17 protein-coding genes are annotated in these 24600 nt (G+C 36.7%); 15 read left to right on the top strand and 2 right to left on the bottom strand.

The window, feature by feature from the left end:
* The first annotated feature begins 255 nt into the window (after positions 1-255).
* Together FHR85_RS08070 and FHR85_RS08065 are read left to right on the top strand one after the other, a co-directional pair.
* Positions 256-942 carry a BMQ_0737 family morphogenetic spore coat protein gene (locus FHR85_RS08070; RefSeq protein WP_167262364.1) on the top strand — a complete coding sequence of 229 codons (687 nt, stop codon included), beginning with the start codon at positions 256-258 and terminating at the stop codon, positions 940-942.
* Between the two features lie 90 nt (positions 943-1032).
* Positions 1033-2307, top strand: coding sequence for a surface carbohydrate biosynthesis protein (locus tag FHR85_RS08065; protein WP_167262363.1), 1275 nt, complete (start codon positions 1033-1035; stop codon positions 2305-2307).
* A gap of 121 nt (positions 2308-2428) precedes the next feature.
* On the opposite strand, the gene FHR85_RS08060 is transcribed toward FHR85_RS08065, so the two are convergent.
* Positions 2429-2569, bottom strand: a complete 141-nt coding sequence (locus FHR85_RS08060; protein WP_167262362.1) for a hypothetical protein — start codon at positions 2567-2569, stop codon at positions 2429-2431.
* 199 nt (positions 2570-2768) lie between these two features.
* Entirely contained in the window at positions 2769-3212 is a 444-nt protein-coding gene (locus FHR85_RS08055) for a hypothetical protein (protein WP_167262361.1), read from the bottom strand.
* 333 nt (positions 3213-3545) lie between these two features.
* On the opposite strand from FHR85_RS08055, the gene FHR85_RS08050 reads away from it, so the two are divergent.
* The 13 genes from FHR85_RS08050 to FHR85_RS07990 all read left to right on the top strand — a co-directional run bounded on the left by FHR85_RS08050 (position 3546) and on the right by FHR85_RS07990 (position 24600).
* Positions 3546-4547 (top strand): SDR family NAD(P)-dependent oxidoreductase, encoded by a 1002-nt coding sequence (locus FHR85_RS08050; protein WP_167262360.1) that lies wholly within the window; start codon positions 3546-3548, stop codon positions 4545-4547.
* A 309-nt stretch (positions 4548-4856) separates the two neighbouring features.
* Positions 4857-6368, top strand: a complete 1512-nt coding sequence (locus FHR85_RS08045) for a CDP-glycerol glycerophosphotransferase family protein (RefSeq protein WP_167262359.1) — start codon at positions 4857-4859, stop codon at positions 6366-6368.
* Positions 6369-6384: 16 nt separating this feature from the next.
* Positions 6385-7791 (top strand): CDP-glycerol glycerophosphotransferase family protein, encoded by a 1407-nt coding sequence (locus FHR85_RS08040; RefSeq protein ID WP_167262358.1) that lies wholly within the window; start codon positions 6385-6387, stop codon positions 7789-7791.
* Positions 7792-7869: 78 nt separating this feature from the next.
* Complete coding sequence (locus FHR85_RS08035) at positions 7870-8814, top strand: dTDP-glucose 4,6-dehydratase (protein ID WP_167262357.1); 945 nt, start codon at positions 7870-7872, stop codon at positions 8812-8814.
* Positions 8815-8903: 89 nt separating this feature from the next.
* Positions 8904-10076 carry a UDP-4-amino-4,6-dideoxy-N-acetyl-beta-L-altrosamine transaminase gene (pseC, locus tag FHR85_RS08030; protein WP_167262356.1) on the top strand — a complete coding sequence of 391 codons (1173 nt, stop codon included), beginning with the start codon at positions 8904-8906 and terminating at the stop codon, positions 10074-10076.
* 7 nt (positions 10077-10083) lie between these two features.
* The gene (locus FHR85_RS08025) at positions 10084-10821 is read left to right on the top strand and encodes a cytidylyltransferase domain-containing protein (protein ID WP_167262355.1); all 738 of its coding nucleotides are present in this window, start codon (positions 10084-10086) and stop codon (positions 10819-10821) included.
* A 13-nt stretch (positions 10822-10834) separates the two neighbouring features.
* Complete coding sequence (locus tag FHR85_RS08020; protein ID WP_167262354.1) at positions 10835-11800, top strand: hypothetical protein; 966 nt, start codon at positions 10835-10837, stop codon at positions 11798-11800.
* A gap of 270 nt (positions 11801-12070) precedes the next feature.
* Complete coding sequence (locus tag FHR85_RS08015) at positions 12071-12532, top strand: GNAT family N-acetyltransferase (RefSeq protein ID WP_167262353.1); 462 nt, start codon at positions 12071-12073, stop codon at positions 12530-12532.
* A 3-nt stretch (positions 12533-12535) separates the two neighbouring features.
* On the top strand, positions 12536-13231 hold the full coding sequence (locus tag FHR85_RS08010) for a formyl transferase (RefSeq protein WP_243864194.1): 696 nt from the start codon (positions 12536-12538) through the stop codon (positions 13229-13231).
* The gene (locus FHR85_RS08005) at positions 13224-13937 is read left to right on the top strand and encodes a PIG-L deacetylase family protein (RefSeq protein WP_167262352.1); all 714 of its coding nucleotides are present in this window, start codon (positions 13224-13226) and stop codon (positions 13935-13937) included. The genes FHR85_RS08010 and FHR85_RS08005 overlap by 8 nt, the downstream gene beginning before the upstream one ends.
* Positions 13937-14977: a pseudaminic acid synthase gene (pseI, locus tag FHR85_RS08000; protein ID WP_167262351.1), complete on the top strand. Its 1041-nt coding sequence runs from the start codon at positions 13937-13939 to the stop codon at positions 14975-14977. Before FHR85_RS08005 ends, pseI begins: the two co-directional genes overlap by 1 nt.
* 142 nt (positions 14978-15119) lie before the next feature.
* Positions 15120-15473, top strand: coding sequence for a DUF2200 domain-containing protein (locus FHR85_RS07995; RefSeq protein ID WP_167262350.1), 354 nt, complete (start codon positions 15120-15122; stop codon positions 15471-15473).
* A gap of 382 nt (positions 15474-15855) precedes the next feature.
* The gene (locus FHR85_RS07990; protein ID WP_167262349.1) at positions 15856-24600 is read left to right on the top strand and encodes a Cna B-type domain-containing protein; all 8745 of its coding nucleotides are present in this window, start codon (positions 15856-15858) and stop codon (positions 24598-24600) included.

Below are 24600 nucleotides of genomic sequence, written 5' to 3'. Positions count from 1 at the left end.
CACCCTTTAATTACATATTAATATAGTATTAAATATGCGCTTATATGTGAAAAAGTCATGGTTACAAGGAGTGAATTGTTGGTGTATTTGCACTTTTATCATTCGAAACTAGATGAGTGATTAGCTTATTACTATTTGTGTATTATATTCAACCAACTTCTTAAATATCCTTGTAACTCCACTATTTCATTAACTCGCTTATCTCTATGGACATAGATTAGAAGTGAAATCAAATATTTTGGAGGTGTCAATAATATGCAAGCAGATAATCTAATTGGGGGACAGGAGCTTCTTTGTATTAATGCAGAGAAAGTATATGACTGGATTCTAAATGAGGCTAATTTTGACCTAAGTCTAAGCGATCTAGATTTACCATTAAATCCAATGACAGGTGAACAACTAGAATGTGATGATATTGATCTAGATTCCGTTTCATGTACAGTCGCACCTACTGAAGAAGATCCGATTGTCGTATTGGATAGAGTTGATCAAGACTTTGTAGTAGATGGAGCAGAGGTTACATTACAACTGGTGAATATCCGCAAAAATTTCGAAGTAACCATTTTCGTCGATTTAATTCCTGGTCTTGGAGGAGCAACAGTCGAAGTCGGTTCAGCAGAGTTTACGCGTTGTGAGCAAGTCATTCTTTGTGCACCGACTGGTACAGATGTAGATGTCACTTATACAGACTTAGATTGCTTCGTTTGTACAGCAACTTGTGATACTGGAACAACGACTGAAGTAGATGAACTAGACGTAACGGTTTCTGTCCGCTTATGCCAAAGTATCCAATCAACTTATGATGTCACGCTAGAAATCACAGCAGATTTCTGTCAGCCAAGAGATATCCTTCCGTTCCCACCATGCCCAGCACCAACAATCCCACCACAATGCCCTGTCGTGTTTCCTAATGCTAATGGAGACAATGGAGGCCAAGGGTAACATTTTAATCTAGGAATAAAGAGAGGACCTCACTCCTCTCTTTTATTTCTGTTAATTGTTTGACAGCTGTAGAAAAGAGGTTGTATAACTTTGGTTAAAATTAAAAATTGGTTATACTTACCGATTGAAATAAAAGTAAGAGAATCTGATGCCAAACTGTTGTTAGCTTATTATGCAGCTAAGAAAGGTTATGAAGTCGTGATTGGCGATCACTATATGGTACAAAAAGCATCCCATCAATTACCACAAGGCATTTTCTTCTCAAAAGGTTATTCTCGTGGTGTAAGAAAAAGGGTGATTACTGATGCTACGAGTCATGGTCATAAGGTTGTTGAATTAGATGAAGAAGGATTGATTTTTGACGATCATAAGTATTTGCAAGATCGCATGAAGAAAGAGATGCTGGCATTAGTCACGCAAGAATATTGTTGGGGACAATCCCAAATGGACGTCATGACAAGTGCATATCCTGATTTGAAGAATAGATGTCATGTGACGGGTAATCCAAGATTTGATTTATTAAAGCCTAAATTCAGTACCATTTATCAAGAAGAAGCTAAACAAATTAAAAGGCAGTTTGGTGAGTTTGTTTTAATCAATACACGATTCGCCCGTTATAATACGGCAAAGGGTAAAAAGGATGATCCGCATTTTAAAGATATTACACTATTATATTATCGCTTTATTGATTTAGTTAAACAATCTTGCGAACGATTTCCTGATATCAATTTTGTCATTCGGCCACATCCAGGTGAGAATGTCAGGTCATACTTGCAAGAGTTTTCAAGGTACCGCAATGTTCATGTGATTCATGAAGGTAATATTACTAAATGGTTATTGGCTGCTAAGGCGATTATACACAATGGATGTACATCAGGTCTGGAAGCCTATTTGCTTGGTAGACCAGTCATTTCATATGTTCCTCCAATTTCATCAAAGAAGGATCAAAGCTTACCTGATCAAGTAGGTATAAAAGCCTCTCAAGTAGATGAAGTACTAGAAATAATAAATAATGTGGTTAATTTAAATCACAAGAAGTATGTCCCATTTAAGAGCGAACTCAATTCAGATCTCATGCTATATCATTGTGAGTGGTCGAATAATCAGCACGCCTATGAATCTATCTTAAAATTAATGGATGCTTTCCCTGAGATTTACGCGAATCAAAGTCAACAGCAGCATTCGCTCGATCAACACCTACTCCTTAAAAAAAGTAAAAAAGAAAAAAAGCGACGTTTTTCATTAACTAAGTCAGAAATTAAAGCTTTTTTTAGTAAATTAGATAAGATCGAAGGAGACAGCAAGCCTGTAAACATCGTCCCAATAGCAAATAACTTATTCAGGCTTAACGGAACTGGTGTATAAAATGAGTTCTTCATTAGTTAAATGTCATAATGACTCGAAGTAACTGAGTCATTATGACATTTTTTAATAGGTCTTAACATGAACTAAAACATTATGCTAATAACAAATCTCTTAAATGGCATTAGCCTTTGTTTTTACCGCAACCACAACCTCCAAACGTAATACGATTCTGCTGACCAGGTGGCGTTTCGAGTGTTATAGGCTTCTTTTCATTTGAAGATGTTCCGTTATTTGAGTTCTTACTAAGGTCCCGCGCTTTCAAAACATCATCTCCTTTCTGAATACTATATTATAAGCTAAAGTATGAAAAACGTTTGGGCAACTAGAGTCAATCTATGAAAATAGGTGATTTTATAAGGGTTAATTTAGTTGATCTTCTTAACTGTTTATCTAGTAGGTATAGTGAACGAGGAGAATGGAAAAGCCTTTGGGACCATTTAGTAGTCTATATTGATAGGGTTTTATCTTGTAGATTTGCGAGTGATGATATTTTTATTAAGCATATTAGGAGCTGAGGGGGCCCCGTTATTTGCGCGATTTCTTGTTAAGTTGCTGTTTCTTTGATTGCTGGGTGTTCCTGTAGAACCAGAGGATTGCAACATGTTTTGTAACATTTTGTACTCAGACATTCGAGGTTTAGGTTGATTAGGCGTTGAATTCGCAGTTTCTTCTGTTTTTTGACGGTTTTCCTTCTGCAAATTGATTTCCTCTTCTAATTTCTTAAGTTGATCGTCAATTTGATCCATCATCTGGAACATCTTTGTGAGCAGTTTTTGAATTTGCATTTCCCCGACTTCTTCTTTAATTGAATCAACATCTTGCTTCAGATTATTGATGGATTCTGAAATGGATTCATCTTTTTGCTCTGTATGTGTATGTTCTTCTTCATAATTCTTTTCATCCATAGCTCAAGACTCCTTTACTTATTAATACGCACTTCTTACTAATATCTTATTGTTAAGCTAGGAATTCGTGACATGCGTGTGTTAATCAAGGCATATTCACCAATATTCCAATTGAAAATGAATATCCAATTAATTAATTCTGTATTTAGCCTATTAAAATGTTATGTCGTCTAAATAGATTCTGGGATTTTATGAGTCATGAATACAAGTATCAAAATGGGTTGCGAGAGTAGGCCTGCGACTTTAACCGGCATAACTATTTTTAATATATATAATTAGTGACACTATGAAAACTTATTAAGACCACTGGACTTGAATAAAGGAGGGGATGTCGTGTTTTTTGAGGGAAAAAAAGTTCTTATTACTGGTGGCACTGGAACGATCGGGAAGAGTATAGCTAGGCATTTAATTAAGGAATATCCAGATTCTATTTATATATTTAGTCGTGATGAGTTTAAGCAGCAACAATTACAAGAAGAGCTAGGCTTCAACGAAATGTTTCATTTCATTATTGGTGATGTTAGGGATTATGACAGTATTGCAACAGCTATGGAAGGTATTGATTATGTGTTTCATTTAGCAGCGATGAAGCGAGTAGATTCATGTGAACATAACCCTTATGAAGCGGTTAAAACTAATGTTCAGGGCACGAATAATGTCATTCGTGCAGCGCTTGAACACCAGGTGAAAAGAGTGATTTTTACAAGTTCAGATAAAGCGATCTCTCCTCCTAATACGTACGGTGCAACTAAGTTAATCGGTGAGAGAATGATTTCGGCTACAGAACTCAATCGAACTGACAATCAAACTATTTTTTCTAGTGTTCGATTTGGCAATGTGATGGGTTCAAGAGGTTCAGTGATTCCACTTTTTAAGGAACAAATACTAAAGGAAAAGAAAATCAAAGTTACTGATTTAGATATGACACGTTTCATGATGACGCCAGATCAGGCAACAGAATTAACGATTAAGGCATTACAAGAAGCAAAAGGTGGAGAAATTTTCGTCTTGAAAATGCCTGTGATTAAATTAGGGGACTTAGTCGATGTGTTAATAGACGAAATCGCTAGACAATATAACATCAACCAATCAGAAATAGATATTGAATCAATAGGGGTAAGACCAGGTGAAAAGATGTTTGAAGAGTTAATGTCCTATGAAGAATCCACTTACGCGAGAGAATTATCTGAGATGTATATTATACCTAGACGATCGAGTGACGTGACTTACCCTAATACGAAGGAAGTTTTAAATGGAACTTATACATCTGAACGTCAGCAACCCCTAAATCATGAAGAACTACGCTCATTGTTAAAAAAAGCGAAGTTTCTTTAAGGCTCTGTTAAAAATTAGTGTTGATTTTAAATGATATAGCACTTAGTTGTTGAATTGTGAGAAGCGAAGGTGGCGACTCCTGTGGGAATAGCACGTGTCTCGAGACCCCGCAGGAAGCGTTTTTCTTCCGAGGAGGCTCGAGCCGTGCCCCTGCATAGAAAACACTGTGAAAAACGAACGCAGTGAGATTGAACAGATGTTGTACTTGTGCCCTATGGGTAAAAGCGTCCACCGAGAGCGGATAACAATTCAACAACGGACTTTAACAAAGCTTTTTTTAAAATGTCTGATCATAGTGAGGAGGCTATCATGAATACTCTTACAAAAAATTATTGGTCTTTATATATGGATTTTCTGAACGATTTCGAAAATCTAAAATATGATGGGTATTCCATATCATACTTGTTTTGTAACTTCTATAGTCAAGTCAGCAAAAATCCGGCTCTATGGAGACAGTTATCGAGTAAAAAGTTCCATAAACATCTAAGAAGCCAAGTGAACGAACATAAAGAAATACAAGAAGTCTTTGACCAATTCATGGCCCAACACCAACGGAACTCACAAGTGAAAAAGGAAAATGGATTAGTCGTATTCCACAACGATAAATTATTACGAATCTCAAGACCTACCATTTCAAAGTATTTTCATCCATCCAGAATCCTTATGCTGCAAGCGAATATAAAAAGACCCCATCAAATCAAGAAGCGATCCAGTAAGAAAAAAAGGGGAGATAAAGCAAATGTCAACTCTGGTAACCATATTAAGAAGATAAAACCACCCAAACCAACCATACCAAGCACTCAATCCCATCAAAGCCTCAACACCGATTATTTAAGTGATTACTCCATTAATACTAAAAAAGCTGTCGTCCATTTACAAAATAGGGCTCGAGAAATTTTTGCAGCTCATAAAAACCATCCATTATACCAAAACAAGAGTTTTCAACGGTACTTTTTGAATATGATCTCTGCAATTGTTGAACGAATTGAGCAGGCTAAACATTTTCTGAGTGAGAGACCAATCTCCTGTGTCATTGTTTCAACGACACATTCTTATATTAATAGAATACTAGCTGTCGTCGCTGCCACTAAAGGCATTCCATCAATTTGTATGCAACATGGTATTATCGCCAGTGAATTTGGCTACATTCCTAAAATAGCGACAATAGATGCTGTTTACGGTAACTATGAAGTCAAGTGGTATAACCAGTTAGGCGTGCCACAATCCGCAATAGAGATCATTGGTCACCCTAGGTTTGATCAGGCATTTGAGAGACCAACAACTAAACGGTCACAATTTAATCGACGGTTAGGTTTAAATAATAACAAACGAACCTTATTGATTGTCATTAGAAATAATGAGGATATTAATCGATGGAGAAAGCTTATACAAACGATTAAAAAGCTTAATTTGAATATCATTATAAAAAACTATCCTAGTAAGAAGCCTCATCAGTTAACAAAAGAGTTTTCTTTCGTACAATCGACAGCCGATTATTCTATTTACGACATATTTCCTCACGTTGACGCAGTCATTTCCTACACGTCTACGGTTGCTTTGGAAGCGAGTATCGCAAACAAACCAGTGTTTATTCTTAATAGTAACTTTGATGGTTATTCTGGATACTTTCAAGCGCTAGGTCAGTTAGTCAAACGGGAGCCTAAACAATTAGGTGAAGTAATTATGAAGTATTTTACCGATTCAGAATTTAAAGTGTATGCTTCTAGGAAGAAGAAGAAATTCCTTCATGTCGCATACCCTGATATGAGCAACTCTGGTCAAAGGCTGAAGCGATCTGTTGCTAGGTTAACAAGAAAATAGTGAAAAGGTGGATACCATGAATACGTATGTCCAAAATTATTGGTCGTTATATCTTGAGTTTATACGTGATTTCGAAAGCATCACTTATAACGGCCTTTCCTTGTCTTATCTTGTTCATTTTCCAGCCTTAATTCGAAATAATCCAGAAGTGTGGAAACAATTAGATACGGATACCTTTGCAAAACAACTAACGAGAAGAATTGATAATCAGTCAAAAGTTCAACAGTTATTCGACCAATATATACAGTCACAACGCAAAGAAACCAGAAAGGCAAATAAATCAGATAGAGTACTCTTCATTAATGACCAGTTACTTCGCATTCCACCTGAGACATTGAACCATTACTTCAATCCTTCCAAAACAGTCGTCGTCAAAACGAATCAAAAAAAGTCGCCGCAAGATCCTTCACTTAATATGCCCGTTCATTATGTGAATGATTATTTGCCCAATGTGAATACGGCTACTACTCATATGAGACTTCAGGTGAAGAAGTTGCTGAAAAGCTATAAAGATCACCACTTATACCAAAAGCCTAAATTTCAAAAAATGCTTTTTAATAGAATGTCCACTGCCATTAATCAAATTGAAATTTGCAATAACATGCTAAAGGATATTCCTGCTTCTTGTATTGTGATTTCGAGCCCTAATCATTTCAGTCGTGTTGTGACGTTTGTAGCAGCCAAACGGGGGATTTCGACCATTTGTACGCAACACGGGATTATCGGTAATGAATTTGGCTATATTCCGAAAATCGCTAATATAGACGCTGTTTATGGTCAGTATGAAGTGGATTGGTATAAGGCTTTAGGGGTGAAAGAAGAAGCGCTAGAGATTACGGGGCATCCCAGATTTGATCAGGCATTTCAACCAAGTCCCATATCACGCGCTACTTTTGATAAAAGTCTAGGATTGAATCATAACAAGAAAACACTACTTGTTGTGGTTAGAGGTGAGCGCAATATTAGCAAATGGGAAACGCTACTAGAAAAGATTTCAGCTTCGAAGGAAATAAAGTTAAATATTTTATTAAAAGACTATCCAAATACGGAAACTCATGCGCTTGAAAGAAAATTCCCATTTATTAAATCGAGCGGGTCTTATGATTTATATGAAACACTTCCTCACGTGGATGGTGTTGTTTCATACCCATCTACAGTAGGGTTAGAGGCGATGTTAGTCGATAAACCTGTGTTCATTATACAAAATAGATTGCTCAGTTATACGGGTTACTTTGATGAATTAGGTGAGTTAGTCCAAAAAGATCCTGAAAAATTAGCAGATTTAATTATAAAATTTTTTTACGATCCTAAGTGGAATAAAGAAGTAAGTGAAATAAGGAAAAAGTTTATAGAATACGCCTATCCTGATTTAGGCTTATCAAGTGAGAGATTGCACAAGTTAATTAAAAAGTTCTCAACTTGATTTATAGTTTTTTAAGAAATGACTCAATCCAACTAAAAAAATATTAAACATATGACAGCGAGAAAGGAGGCGATTGTATTGAAAATTCTCGTAACAGGTGGAGCAGGCTTCATTGGGAGATGGGTTGTTGACCAGTTATTGAGGGATCACCACCAGGTGTGGGTGTTAGATGATCTATCAAATGGTAGACAAGAAAATTTGGAAGCTTTTTATCAAGATAAGAATTTTATGGACTTAATCGTCGGGGATATTAAAGATCAGCATATATTAAACCTATTGTTTAATCAAAAGTTTGATATTTGCTTTCATCTGGCGGCAAGTATCAATGTGCAGGATAGTATAGATGATTCTAAAACAACATTTGAAAATGATGTAATCGGATCCTTTAATGTGCTTGAGCGGTGCAGAATCCATAACGTTAAGATGGTATTCATGAGCACATGTATGGTTTATCAAAAGGCTTATGAATCAGAGGCGATCAATGAGAAAAATCCAGTAAAACCAGCTTCCCCTTATGCAGGTTCAAAACTAGCAGCGGAAAATATGTGTCTATCTTACTATCATAGCTACGGGTTGCCCATTACCGTAATACGACCATTTAATACCTATGGACCTTATCAGAAAACGGGAGGAGAAGGTGGCGTAGTCGCTATTTTTCTAAAAAATAAACTGGCGGGTCAGCCACTTGAGATCTATGGGGATGGGAAGCAAACGAGGGATTTACTCTATGTGGAGGATTGTGCACGGTTTATTTTAAAAGCGGGTTACTCAGATCAAGTGAACGGCGAAATTGTGAATGCAGGACTGGGTGAAGATATTAGCATTAACAAATTAGCTGAGTTAATCGTGGATGATCAAAGTCGTATTAAACATATTGAACATATTCACCCTCAAAGTGAGATTCCAAGGTTAGTGTGCGATTACCAAAAAGCCCAGAGATTGCTTGATTGGAAACCGTCACACAGCTTGAAAGCAGGCATTAAAAAGACAGAGAGTTGGATTCAATCGACTAATTTGATCTAAATATAGCAATCTCATTTATAAGTAAAATTTGATTGGAATCACCTATTTGAAGTTGTTCAACTTTTTAACAAAATAAGAAGGTGAAGAGGATGGTTCATGATCCAAAGAGAGATAGGTTGTTACCCTATGGCAAACAAAGTCTTAGTCTCAATGATATAGAGAAAGTCGTAGATGTTTTGAAAAGTGATTTCCTAACGACAGGACCTAAAGTAGATGAGTTTGAAGGAGCTGTTGCAAGTAAAGTAGGAGCAAAATATGCTGTTTCATTCTCGAGTGGGACAGCAGCACTACATGCGGCATGCTTTGTCGCTGGAATTGGTGAAGGCGATGAAGTAATTACGTCACCGATGACATTTATAGCTTCGGCAAATTGTGTTTTATACCAAAATGGAACACCTATTTTCGCAGATATTGATCCTGTCACGTATAATATTGATCCTAATGAAGTGGAAAAACGTATCACGAAAAACACAAAAGCCATAATCCCAGTCCATTTTACAGGTCAGCCTGCTAATCTTGATGCGATTCGTGCTATTGCAGATAAACATGAGCTGATCGTAATCGAAGATGCTGCTCACGCCATTGGTGCCACTTACAAAGGTGAGAAAATCGGTGGTTTATCTGATATGACGATGTTCAGCTTTCACCCTGTTAAACATATAACAACAGGTGAGGGCGGGATGATTACAACCGATGATGAAACGTATTATCAACAATTAAAACAGTTTCGATCTCATGGGGTGACACGTGACCAACATGAGATGAAAGAATATCACGGCCCTTGGTACTATGAGATGCAGTTTTTAGGTTATAACTATCGTATGACAGATATTCAAGCAGCCCTTGGATTGAGCCAGTTATCGAAGTTAGATGATTTTATCAAAAGACGTCGCGAAATTGTAGCCATATATAATGAAGCTTTTCAAGATATAGCAGAAATCGTAACACCTTTTGTGCATCATGATGTGTCATCGAGCTGGCATCTGTATGTCATTCAATTAAACTTAGCGAACTTAACAGGCACAAGAGAAGCTATTTTTAATGCATTAAGAACTCACAATTTGGGTGTAAACGTTCACTATATTCCTGTGCATATGCAACCATTTTATCAACAAATGGGCTACCGAAAAGGGGATTATCCTGTTGCTGAATCCTTATATGACGCCATAATCACATTACCGTTATTTCCTGCCATGACAGATGGTGATGCTCAAGATGTTATTGAAATTGTTAGGCACGTAGTTCAATCGTTTAGAAAGTAGGGGTAAGATGAAAGTTGGCGTTATCATTCAAGCTAGGATTGGGTCTACACGGTTGCCTGGCAAAGTATTAAAAAAACTTCAAGGGCAATCAGTATTAGCTCATGTGGTGGAGCGTGTTAATCAAGCGACACTCGTGGATGAGGTGATTGTCGCTACAACTGATTTAGTAGAAGATGATGCCATTATAAGTGAGGTTAAAAAGTTGAATGCTTCGGTTTTTCGAGGTTCAGAACAAAACGTGTTAAGTCGTTATGCTGAAGCGGCGCATACATTTCAATTAGACACGGTTGTCAGGATTACATCTGATTGTCCATTGATTGACCCCCATGTTTTGGATGATTTGATTGAGTATTATCAAAATCACTCTGTTTCGTTAGTCACCAATGCACCTCCCTATGAAGAGAGACGAACTTATCCCAGAGGGTTCGATATAGAAGTTTTCTCAAATGATGTATTGCAAGCAACTAATCGACTTAATCTTGAAACCTACCAAAAAGAACATGTTACCCCCTATATTTACGAAGAACGACATGATGTTGCTTTCTATCAGTTAGATGTTGATTTATCCCACTATCGCCTGACACTTGATACTCCAGAAGATTTTGAAGTTATTCAGTTAATTTATGGCCATTTATATCATGGCGAGCATGATTTTTATTTAGATGAAATTTTGATGTTATTACAACAACATCCTCATATTGCCAAGGTTAATAGTAACATTGACCAGAAAAATATAACGGATTAAGGCTGTGTTTAAATTGAAATCGATAATGATTTTAACAGAAGGTGGATCTAATATTGGGTTAGGTCATGTCGCACGATGTAAAGCGCTTTATGATGAAGCGGTCGCCCAAGGTTATGAGGTTGAGTTTATTGTGAATACCTCAGATGAAATCATTGAGCTGTTAGAGCAGATTGATGTCCAATATGTAGACTGGTGCAACTTTAGCTTTATTCAAAATAAGATCAAGAATTATCATAATCTGATCGTGGACTCTTATTTGGCCAGTAAAAAGGTTTATGAGCAATTAGTACAACAAGCGGGTCATTGTTTGATTTTAGATGATCTCAATCGAATCGATTATCCAGATGATGCGACAGTGGTGAATTTGTCACTAGAGGCATCAGAGTCTCGAGACCATTATTATAGTGGTAAAGACTATATCATTTTAAGAAAGCCATTTACCGAATCAAGGCACAAAACTATAAATAAAAATGTGGAGCGGGTTTTAATCACTCTAGGAAGTGCAGGAAATCAGTCTTCGCAAGTATTAATGGAAAGTTTGGCAGGTCATTATCCTCATATTCATTTCTATGTGTTATTAGCTAGTGATGAATCAGTTGAAAAACTCTACCAAGGTCATATCCATCGATTAGATCAACTCGGGTCTAAAGGCATGATGGAACAAATCATCCAAGCAGACCTAGTGATCACAGCAGCAGGTCAAACCTTATTAGAGATCATTCGTGCACAAACGCCATTCATTCCTATAGCAACCGCGGATAATCAACAAAATAATATTTCAGGTTTAATTAATGGTGGGTTAAGTGAGAAAGTCGTTCATATAAATTCACCGATGTTCGATCAAGAAGTGCTACAACAATTTGAAAGACTATTATCTTATCAAGAAAGACAGAAGTTATCAGATGATTTGAATGGTTTGATTGATGGCAACGGATCTAAACGAGTTATTCAATTACTAATAAACTGTGGTCAGGATTAATAAAATGGTTTTCACTTATAAGTGCTTAGTTGTTGGAGCTGTTAAAGTTTAGTCTTGATTTTAAGTGATGTAGCACTTAGTTGTTGAATTGTGAGGAGCGAAGGTGGCGACTCCTGCAGGAACAGCACGAGTCTCGAGACCCCACAGGCCACGCTTTTCGGCCGAGGAGGCTCGAGCCGTGCCTGCGGAAAGCGTCCACCGAAAGCGGAGCACAATATCAACAACGGACTTTAACAAAGCTTAAATGTTAATTGAATAGAGGTGTTTAGAGTGGAGGATTTTTATATTAGGGAAGCAAATGAGTCTGACTGTGATCAATTATATATTTGGGCTAATGAGGAAAGTGTGCGAGATAACGCGTTTGATTCTAATAAAATTATTTACAGTGACCATCAAGAATGGTTTAAGAATATACTGAAATCACCTCATCATAAAATATTTATGGTAAATCGATACGATCAGCCAATCGGTCAATTAAGATTAGACATAGAACAAGATGTTGGATTGATTGATTATAGTATAGACCATGCCTATCGTGGCCGTGGCTATGGTAGTGAATTAATCAAGTATTTATCAGGCATCGTTCATCAATACGATTTACCGATTAGTAAACTAATTGGGAAGGTTAAATATCAAAATAAAGCATCGATTAAGGCTTTTGAAAAAGCGAATTTTAAACCAAAAGAGTATGAGACGCATATAGAATTTTATAAAGAATTATTAGATGAATAGGTGGTGATCGAAGTTAAGAACGTTATTATTGCGAATCATGACTGGTATCATAAAGTTTACGAGAATTTAACCAATACTTTAGACCATCAATTTTATTATATATCTGATCGCAAATCGTTAACATACGACTATTTATCTACCATTAATCCTCGCTATATTTTTATCCCTCATTGGTCATTCATCATTCCTCAAGAAGTGTATGAGAACTTTGAATGTATTGTTTTTCATATGACTGATCTACCGTATGGAAGAGGTGGCACCCCGTTACAAAATTTAATCAGTCGAGGCATTTACGAAACAAAATTAACGGCTATACGTTGTGAAGCGGAGTTAGATGCTGGGCCGATTTATCTAAAAAAAGATTTAAATTTACATGGCTCAGCTGAAGAAATCTACATGAGAGCAGCCCAGAGGATCGAGCAAATGATTCAAGAAATAATCGAAACAGAACCGACCCCTTATGAACAAGTCGGGGAAGTGGTTTCTTTTTCAAGACGAAAAAGAACAGAAGGTGATCTGAAGGGAATCGACACATTAGAAAAAGCCTTTGATTATATCAGGATGTTAGATGCAACTTCTTATCCACGTGCCTATTTAGAAACAGCTGGTTTATTATTTGAATTTGAGCGGGCGAGCTTAAAAGAGGGATATATTCATGCTGATGTGAAAATAACGAGAAAGGAAGACAGCGATGCGTAATGTCTTAGTCATAGCCGCTCATCCTGATGATGAAATCCTCGGGTGTGGCGGGACGATTGTGAATCATATTAGGCAAGGTGACAAGGTCCATTCTGTAATATTAGCAGAAGGGATTACAAGTCGAGATCCTAAGCGTGACCGAGAAGAGCGATATGATCAATTATCACAATTGGCGAAAGATGCAGAACGAGCTAATCAAATCTTAGGTGTACATGAGTTAATTTTGGATCAGTTTCCAGATAATCGTATGGATCAACTGGACCGATTAGATATTATTAAAGTGATTGAACAAATAGTAGCCCAAGTTAAACCTGACATTGTTTATACGCATCATATTGGTGATGTTAATATTGACCACAGACGTATTCATGAAGCTGTCATCACAGCTTGTCGCCCGATTCCAGGCCAACATTTAGTTAAACAACTATTATTTTTCGAAACAGTTTCCAGTACTGAATGGATGCCACCTCAATCTGCCCCAAGCTTTAATCCGAACTGGTATGTCGATATTTCTCATTCCATCGAAACAAAATTAAAAGCGCTACAGTCTTATACGTCTGAAATGCGCGATTGGCCTCATCCAAGATCGATCGAAGGAGTGCGGGTGTTATCTGAATGGAGAGGGTCTAGTATAGGGATTCACCATGCTGAAGCCTTCATATTAGGGAGAAACATTTTAATCAATGAAAACGAGGAGAATCAGTAATGTGTAACCTGGACCATCGATTATTAAAAGATCGTGTGTTGGTCATTGCTGAGTTGTCCGCCAATCATGGTCGTGATATTAATATTGCCAAACAGACGATTAATGCAGCAGCTAAATCAGGAGCCGATGCGATCAAACTACAAACCTACACACCTGATACGATGACAATTCAATCAGAACAAGATTATTTTAAATTGAACCATGACACGATCTGGGATGGACGGACGCTGTATGATTTATATGAAGAAGCTTACACGCCTTGGGAATGGCATCAAGAATTGTTTGATTATGCTCATGAACAAGGCTTAATTTGTTTTTCCAGTCCGTTTGATCGAACAGCTGTTGATTTATTAGAGACGCTGAACACGCCAGCTTATAAGATTGCCTCCTTTGAAATAACCGACATACCGTTAATTAAATATGCCGCGTCGAAAAACAAACCGATGATCATATCGACAGGGATAGGGACGATTCAAGAAATCCATGAAGCGGTTGAAGCTTGTCTTCAAGTAGGCAATGATGATATTACCTTATTAAAATGTACATCAGCTTATCCGGCTAAGATTGAAGACACCAATCTGAACACTATGGTGAACTTTAAAAATACCTTTAACACAGAGATCGGCTTATCTGATCATACTGATGGAAGCATTGTTCCGATTACGGCTGTATCACTCGGGGCAAGGGTTATTGAAAAGCATTTTATTTTAGATAAAGCCCTTGGAGGCCCAGACGCGACTTTTTCCATGGAGCCATATGAATTTCAGGAAATGGTAAATGCCGTGCGCCAAGCAGAAAAAGCACTAGGTCAAGTCGATTATTTGATAACTGAACAAAAAGCTACATCACGAAAACTAGCACGGTCATTATTTGTGGTAGAAGATATTCAACCAGGTGAAATATTCACTGAGCATCATGTGCGGTCAATTCGGCCTGGGTATGGCTTAAGTCCGAAATATTTACCCGAAGTGTTAGGGAAAAAGGCTAACAAGGCAATTAGAAAAGGAACACCACTTCAATGGAATATGATGAGAGATTAACTTAACAACCTCAATTCTTTCTTGATTCAAAGAATTGAGGTTGTTTTGTATATTTAATATGCAGTAATAGGTTAACTAATTCCTAATCAGCTCGTGGTCAATATATGTTAAAGTATAGATATAAAGACGAAGGAGAAGGTCTATGGCTAAACATAAAATTTATACGATGAGCTTTGCAAGTGTCTATCCTCACTATATTAAAAAAGCTGAGAGAAAAGGGCGAACAAAATCTGAAGTTGATGAAATCATCCGTTGGTTAACAGGGTACACTCAAGAAGAAATTGACGCTCAACTGGAAAAAGAAACAGATTTTGAAACCTTTATTGCGGAGGCACCTGAAATGAACACCTCAAGACATTTGATAAAAGGTGTCATCTGTGGTGTGCGTGTAGAAGAAATTGAAGAGCCAACCATGCAAGAAATTCGTTATTTAGATAAGTTAATTGATGAATTAGCTAAAGGAAAAGCAATGGAGAAGGTCTTGAGACAAGTTTAACTTATTCTAAGAAGTCAAATTTATAAAAGAAAATACTGTAAAACAAATCTAAACCTACTTGATACCAAGTAGGTTTTTTGTTAATGAAGATTTTGTATGAGTGGTATTTATTAGGCTTTATTGAACAATGGCATTTCACGATGGATTTTTATTGGGTTTAAAGTATTGGTCTAATTTTTTTAGATTGTTGTTATCGAATGATATTGAAATTTGGATGCTCATAATTGGTAAATTAACTCACTATTCCTAATCAATCTAGTAAACACCCCCAAATATTAAGAAATCTCAGTTGTACAGATTTTGCATATGTGAAAATGCTACTCTCAAATATAGTAAAAAACTGTGATTAATTTGAGAATATTTTTAAGGGGGATTATACATAATGAAACAATTACTTAGTATAGTGATGATTGCTTTATTAGCAACACAGTCGATGTTGAGTCCGGCCTTAATGGCTGCAGAGAACAATGGTCAAGAGATAAGTGAAACAATTGTGACAGATGTCACACTCAATAAGCTTTCGTCGAATGGTGAATCTACTGAACTACCACCGGATGAATTAATTGAGGTGACAGACCCATATGACGAATTTAAAGTTAGTTTAGATTATCAATTTGAATTACCGAATGGTCATGAATATGGTGATGGTGACTACTATCATATTGAAGTTCCAGACATGTTCAATGTTCCGACTCTTCCAGAATCGGATGCACAACCGTTGGAACGAGCAGATGGGACTATTTTTGGAACTTATCATACAAATGATAATCAAGTCGTTATAAATTTTAATGAAAATATCGAAAAAAATAGTGATATTGTAGGTAACATTCAGCTTGAATCAAGCTTCGATGCTCACTATTCAGGGCCTGCAGAAGATGATGAAATAAATTTCCCGATTTCGGGAGGGAAAAGTATTGATTTCCCAATTAAATTCTTCCCGAATGCTTCTGGAATTGAAAAGCAAGCTAATCCAGATAAATCTTATAACACCGAAACGATTGAGTGGACGATTGATTTTAATAAAGGTTTAAATACGATTGAGAATGCAGAATTAACAGACACACCTACAGAGGGTGATCATTCTTTTGTAGATGGTTCATTGAAAGTATATGAATTAGACATGAATGCGAATGGGGATGTGGATGGGAAAACTGAAGTAACAGACCATAACTTTGGACAAGAATTCCCATTAAGCCTAGGAACTATTGATTCAGCTTATCGTGTCGTGTATGAAACGGAAGTTAATGATTCAACAGGTGAAACTTATAAGAACGAAGCCGTATTAACTGGTGACAACAAAGATGACTTGAAAGCAGATTCAACGGTATCGGTTGTTCGAGGTGAACCGCTTGAAAAAGAAGCGATTAATTATGATAACACCAGTCAAACAATTACTTGGGAAGTCAAATATAATTATGATGAAAAAAATGTAACTCAAGAAAACGCTAAATTGCATGATCAGTTTGGTGCGAATCAAGAATTAATAGAAGATAGTTTTGAAGTTCAGCAGATTGATATTAATCAAAATACTGGTGAAGAAAAGGCTGAAAATCAAGTCGACTCTTCTGAATATACAATAAACCCAAGTTCTGAAGGATTCGATTTTCAGTTTAATAATAGCATTAATCAAGCTTATAAGGTAACTTATCAAACAACAGCTTCTGAACGCGTATTTGACGATATGGATATCCAAAATACGATTAGTGATGAGTTTAACCATGAGGAAAATGGTAATCAATCGATCAATCAAGGCATTTTTATTAAATCTCATGAAGATGCAAACTATAATAGTAAAGAAACTGGTTGGTCTGTTTTAATTAATCGTGATAGTTATACAATGGGAGATGTAACGTTTACGGATACACTTCCACAAGGATTCACACCAAAGGATATCAACGTTACTCATGGTGGTGATGCATGGAGTGATGGTTCTGAGTATACGTATTCTTATGATGAATCAACTCGAGAAATTCAAATAGAATTTAATCAAGCAATTGATCAGCAAGTGACGATTGATTATACGACAGCAATTGATTTTGACGAAGTCACTCAAAGTCCATTTACTAATGATGCGCTATTAGAGTGGACAAGAAATGACGAATCTCACACGAAAGAAGGATCGGCAACTTTCGACCCTGACGAATATACGCAGAACAACGGGTTTAAACATGCTTCTTATAACATGGATACGAAAGAAATCACTTGGACAGTTGGTGTGAACTATAACTTAGAGACTTTAAACAATGTCGTCGTTAATGACTATATCTTAGGCGATCAGAATTTTAGTGTTGATAACGTCAACGTCTATGAAATGAATTTGACTGGCGGAGAGAATGGCTATCAACTTGGAGATCAAGTGACAGATGCAAGCGTATCTGATAGCACTAATAGTAATGGTGATTCAGGCTTTGAAGTATCTTTAGGAGATATTAATTCTGGTTATGTCATTCAATATACGACTGATCTAAACGATCAGCTCATTCAGAATGAGTATAATAACACCGCAACTGTAGAAAGTGATAATAATGAGCCGATCACTTTAGATTCATCTTTATCACCTGATTATGGTGGAGAATATTCGGATAAAGAGGCATCTCAAAGCTCTGAGAATCCGAGAGTTGTTAATTGGAATGTGGATATTAACTTTACACAGTCAACAGTATCCAATTTAACAGTAACTGATACACCAAGTATTAATCAGCAACTATTAAAAGATTCTATCAAAATCTATGAAACTAATGTGACAGAAACAGACATTCAAAAAACAGATAACACATTAAATCAAGGTGAAGACTATACTATCGATTTCACTGAAAATGATAATGGTCAAGAGACATTTACGATCGATTTTGAAAATGGAGAAATTGATCGACCTTATGTCTTAGAATATGATACTTATATTCTTTATGAAGGTGATGGAAATCTTGCTAATAACTTCACTTTTGATGCGAATGAAACGAGTGATATTGATACAGGTGATCAATACTCTCAAGCTATTGATTTATCAAGTATATCTGGATCAATAAGTGGTGAAGTAGGGTCGTTACTGGTAGAGAAAGTGGCTAATGATGATCCTGAAACCACATTAGCAGGGGCAGAATTTGAACTATACGATGAATCTGGTGATGTTCTATTACAAACGGGGACAACGAATGAGAACGGTATCGTGACATTTGATAACTTATTGTACGGTGATTATGTTCTAAAAGAAACTAAAGCACCTGAAGGATATGTCACTGGTATTGAAAGTGAAGAACAAGTAACAGTTGATGCTGAAACCACTCAACACCAAGTATCTAACAAAGAAATCAAGCGACATGTTGAATTGACAAAAGTAGACGGATTTAATGGTAATCCATTGTCAGGTGTTGAATTTGAATTAAGAGATGATAATAACAACGTTGAAGGCACTTATACGACAAATCAAGATGGCATGATTTCAATCCAAGATCTTGATCCTGGTAATTATCATTTTGTAGAAACTCAGCCAGCTCAGGATTATCAAGAAAATACCACAGAGTATGATTTTACAATCGAGGAAAAACAGACAGAAATTGATGAAATAACGGTAGAAAATGACTTGATTCCAGGAAGTGCAACGACAACAAAAGTTGATGCCGATAATTTGAGTGATGGCCTAGAAGGGGCAGAGTTTGAGGTTCAAACCCCAGATGGAGAAGTGGTTAAAACAATAACTTCTGATGCAGAAGGCGTTGTCGATACTGGAGACTTACGCCCTGGTGACTATCAACTTGTGGAGACGGCTGCACCTAAAGGGTTTAATCTTTCAGGGAATGATCCAATCGCGTTCACTATTGATCGTAGCCAAGATCAACCAGCGGATATCGGAACAGGTACCATTGAAAATGAAGTAAAAACAACTGCTATTGAATTGACCAAAACAGATTCGGTTAATGGTCAATCACTAGCGGGTGCAACCTTTGAATTAAACTATGGTAGCGGTAATTATTCTGCAGCTACACACACAGCTACAACTAATGAAAATGGCAAAGTCACTTTCAACAATTTAAAACCAGGGACATACCAGGTTACAGAAACTGCTTCCCCTGAGGGTTATATAGCCAATAGCGGACCAATTGAAATTGATGTAACCTTAGATGATGTGCATAACGGTACGACAGTGACACAAGAGGTACAAAATGATCCTTATACAGATGTTCAATTAACTAAGGTAGATGCTGAGACAGGTTATAAGTTATCAGGTGCTGAGTTCGATGTGATAAATGCAGAAAATGATAGTTCCGTAGAAGGTTTTACTGGTTTAACAACAGATGAGAATGGTGCATTAAGTATCACAGGCTTACCTACTGGTGATTATTATTTAAAAGAAGTACAAGCACCGAACGGTTATAAGATTTCAGGTGATGGCCAAACGGAAGTGTTTACCATTTCAGACAATTCTACTACGGAAACAATTGATCTTGGTGAAATTAATAACGAGATTATAAAAGGATCTGTTGAACTAACAAAAGTTGATGGTGATACTGATGAACTTTTAGAGGGTGTTGAATTCTCATTAAAAGCTACATCTTTAGATAATGATGGAACCTATACTGAAACAACACACACAACTAATGAGAATGGTGTTATCACAGTTCAAGACCTACGTCCTGGTACTTATGAGTTTACGGAAACTAGTCCACTAGACGGTTATCAACCTTATTGGGGAGATATTACGTTTGATATTGAACTTGGTTCTAATCAACAAGTTCAGCTAGACATTCAAAATTACCAGTTAGTCGATTTTGAGGCTAACAAGAACTGGAAAGATAATAATGATGAACAAAGTTTAAGACCTGATTCAATTATGGTTAATCTTATGCAAAATGGTGAAAAAGTTGATGAAGTAGAAATGACTTCTGCAGATGATTGGACTTATCAATTCACTGGATTGGATGCAGTTGATTCAAATGGTGATAAATATACTTATTCAGTCGAGGAGCAGAATGTTGAGGATTATCAACTTGCAAATGACATTGAAGGAAATGTAGAAGAAGGCTTTACAATCACCAATGAACTCAAACGATCAATTGATGTGACTAAGAGTTGGTTAGATGATGGTGACCGTCTAGGGAATCGCCCAGAATCTGTTACCATAAATCTATTACAAGATGGTGGCGAAAATCCTTATAAAACTGTTGATCTGTCATCTGAGTGGCAACATTCTTTTGATGGCTTGCCTGTTTATGATGAAGAAGGAAATAAACATGAATATACAATTGAAGAAGTAGACCCTGGAAATGACTATGTTTTAAATAATAGTGACGGAAATATGAATGATGGTTTTACAATCGAAAATCTTCTAACTAACACGAAAGATATTTCCGTAACCAAAGAATGGGTTGATCAAGAGGACACAGCGGACCGTCCAGATGAAATTACGCTTAATTTATATCAGAAGCTTCATAGTGATGAAGACTACCCAGAAGACGCTTATAAAACAGTTGATGTATCCCCGAATGCAAGTGGTGAATGGGTTCATCAATTTGAGGATTTACCTCAGTATAATGAAGAAGGTGTCGAATACAGTTATAAAGTAGAAGAAGCACCTGTTACAGGCTATGATTCAAATAGGGAACGTGATGGTGATACTGTCACAATCACGAACACTCGCGCTGATACCACAAGTGTCGAGGGAACAAAAACTTGGCAAGATGGCAATTCAGAAGAGCGTCCTGAATCTATTACAGTACAGTTGACACGAAAGAATGATTCTGATTTCTTAAAAGAAAAGACCGTCTCAGCGGGTGATAATTGGTATTATGAGTTTACAGACTTACCAGCTTATAATAACCAAGGAGAACGTTATCAATACCAAATTGATGAAGTTGATGTGGAAGGTTATGAAAAAGAGATTGATGGATACGATCTTATTAATACTCGAGAAGGTTCTTTAACGATTGAAGGAAGCAAAACATGGGTAGATACACCTGAAACAGCTGATCGACCTGAGGAAATTGAAGTTATTCTCAATCAAAATGGTGAAAAACTTGATCAACAAACAGTATCAGGTGATGATTGGTCCTATCAATTTGAAAACTTACCTAAGTTTGATGATCGTGGCGTAGCTTATGATTATACGATTTCTGAAGATACTGTAGATGGTTATGAAACAACTGTAGATGGCTATGACTTAACAAATACACGATCTGAACAGACATCAATTAACGTTGAGAAAGAGTGGAATGATCAACAAGATGTAACCAATGACCGTCCGGATGAAGTAACGGTTGAATTATATCGAAATGATGGAGATGAGCCATTTAAGACAGAAACGTTAACTTCGGAGGACGATTGGGAAACGACCTTCGATCAATTAGAAGTCTATGATGATGAGGGTGCCAAGTACACTTATGAAGTAGAAGAACAAGCTGTTGAAGGTTATCAATCAACTAAATCCGAAGATGGTGGTATAGTTACATTCACCAACACTCGAACAGGTACTACAGATATAAATGTTTCGAAGAAGTGGAATGATCAAGAATCTACTGATTCTCGTCCGAACGAAATTTCTGTTAGCTTGTTCCGTGAAGGTAAAGAAGAACCAATTGAAGAAGTAACAACGACTAAAAGTGATAATTGGGAATATACATTCAACGGTATAGAACGATTTAATGAACAAGGCAAAGAATATCAGTTTTATGTCGAAGAAGAAGCTGTCGATGGTTATAACCAGCAAAACATCACTGGAGATCATATAAATGGATTTACCATAACGAATGTGAGCGAAACATCCGTCACAGTTGATAAAGAATGGTTGGATGAAGAAGGATCTCAAAATCGACCAAATCAAATCAAAGTAGAACTTTATCAAAATGGTAATTCGATCGATGAGGCTCAACTGACCTCCGCAGATGACTGGAGTTATACGTTTGATGGCCTCGATGCTTATGATCTAAGTGGAAAGAAATATAACTATGAAATAAAAGAAGTTTCTACTAGTGAAGGCTATGAGTTAAAAGGTATTAATGAGGATGAAAATCAGCAGTTTACTGTTGAAAATGTACGAGTTGGTACAACTTCCGTTGAAGGTTCTAAGTCATGGAAGGATGATGACAAAGCAGACCGACCTGAGTCGATTTCGATTAATCTCTTACAAAATGGAACAGTTGAGGAAACGATAAAAGTCACTGCTGATAATAATTGGGAATATCAGTTTGAAAATCTAGATCGATTTGATGAAAATGGTAAACCTTATAATTATGAAGTAAGTGAGCAAGAAGTTTCAGGTTATCAATCAAAAGTTGAAGAAGGTACTTTCGATATTACAAATACGCGATCTGAACAAAGGTCAATTGTCATCAATAAAGGATGGAAAGATCCGAATTCAGAAGATCGTCCGTCTGCAATTCAGGTGGATTTATTGAAAAACGGCAATTCCTATAAAGAAATTGAGATAACTGCTGAGGACAATTGGACTAAAGAAGTTGCAGATTTACCAGCTTACGATTCAGAAGGACAAGCTATTGAATATTCAATAGAAGAACATGATGTTGAAGGATATGATTCTAATGTGAATGGTTTTGATATCACGAATACACGAACCGGAACAACATCTGTTGAAGGAACAAAAACATGGCTTGATGGTGATGCATCTAAGAGGCCAGAAACTATTACAGTTAATTTGCTACAAAATGGTGAGAAGATAAAAAGTAAACCTGTGACATCTGACATGGATTGGCAATATCAATTTAAAGGTTTAGATGCTTATGATTCAGATGGTCAACCTTATGAATACACTGTTGAAGAAGAAGCTGTAACTGGTTATGAACCAATTTATGATGAGGACAGTTATGACATCACAAATGTTCGTTCAGAAGATATTAATATAGATGTCACGAAGACATGGCTCGATCAGGACTCATCTAGTCGACCAGATTCTATCCAAGTTCAACTATTACAAAATGGTGAATCCTTTAGGGAAGGTACTGTTAAAGCATCAGATGACTGGGTTTATGAATTTACTGATGTGCCTCAATTTAATTCTGATGGTGAAGAGTACAAATACACAGTATCAGAAAGTGAAGTTGAAGGTTATCAATCATCTATTGATGGTTTTGATATTACAAATCTGAGAACTGGTACAACAGAGGTTTCTGGAACCAAGACTTGGAAAGATGACCAATCAGCTGAGCGCCCAGATAGTATTACCGTCAGTTTACTCAAAAATGGTGAACAAGTAGATCAACAAACTGTGACAAGTGAAAATGGGTGGACCTATCAATTTGATGAGATAGAGGCTTACAATGAAGATGGGATTCCTCACGATTATACGGTTGAAGAAGAACCGGTTGAAGGATATGAAACAAATATCGAAGGGTATGATATTACAAATACTCGTGTAGGGAAGACGTCAGTAGAAGGGCAGAAAACATGGTTAGATGGTAATGCTAACAATCGTCCTGATGCAATCAAAATTCATCTGTTACAAAATGGCGAACAGATTAAAACTCAAGAAGTGACTGCCGACTCTAATTGGCAATATTCCTTTGATGAATTAGAAAAATACAATGATGAAGGAAAACTATATGATTACTCTATTGAAGAAAAAGCAATAGAAGGTTATCATCCTATGTATGATCAGTTCGATATTACCAATCGACGTGTAGGTGTTACATCTATTGATGTTACTAAATCATGGGAGCAAGATGCAGAATCTGTCCGACCAAACTCCATTTTAGTTTCGCTTTATCAGAATGGGGAGCTATTTAGAGAAGCGACGTTAACTGCATCAGATGATTGGGAATATACTTTTAAAGATTTACCTGAATTTGACCAAGAAGGAAAACGCTTTGAATACACGGTAAAAGAAAAGTCAGTAGATGGCTATTCTACAGAAGTTGAAGAGTATCATATCATCAACACCTACGAAGAAAGCATACCTTCGTCTGGGGATCAAGAAGGCGACCAAGATCAAGGTTCTTCAAATGATGAAAGCTCAAATACTGAAGGAAGTAATAATCAAAACACGTCCAATGATAATGACGAAGCATTACCACAAACTGGTAGCGTATTTGATTGGAAGTTTGTTGTATTCGGTGGATTTTTATTAATTGGCGGTGTATGGTTATTACGCCGAAATAAGATGACAGAAGATAAGGGTTGA

It is taken from the genome of Alkalibacillus almallahensis (assembly GCF_011761495.1).
GTDB lineage: Bacteria > Bacillota > Bacilli > Bacillales > Alkalibacillaceae > Alkalibacillus > Alkalibacillus almallahensis.
Note: the sequence above shows the minus strand (reverse complement) of the source record. Positions and strands in the feature narration are given on the sequence as shown.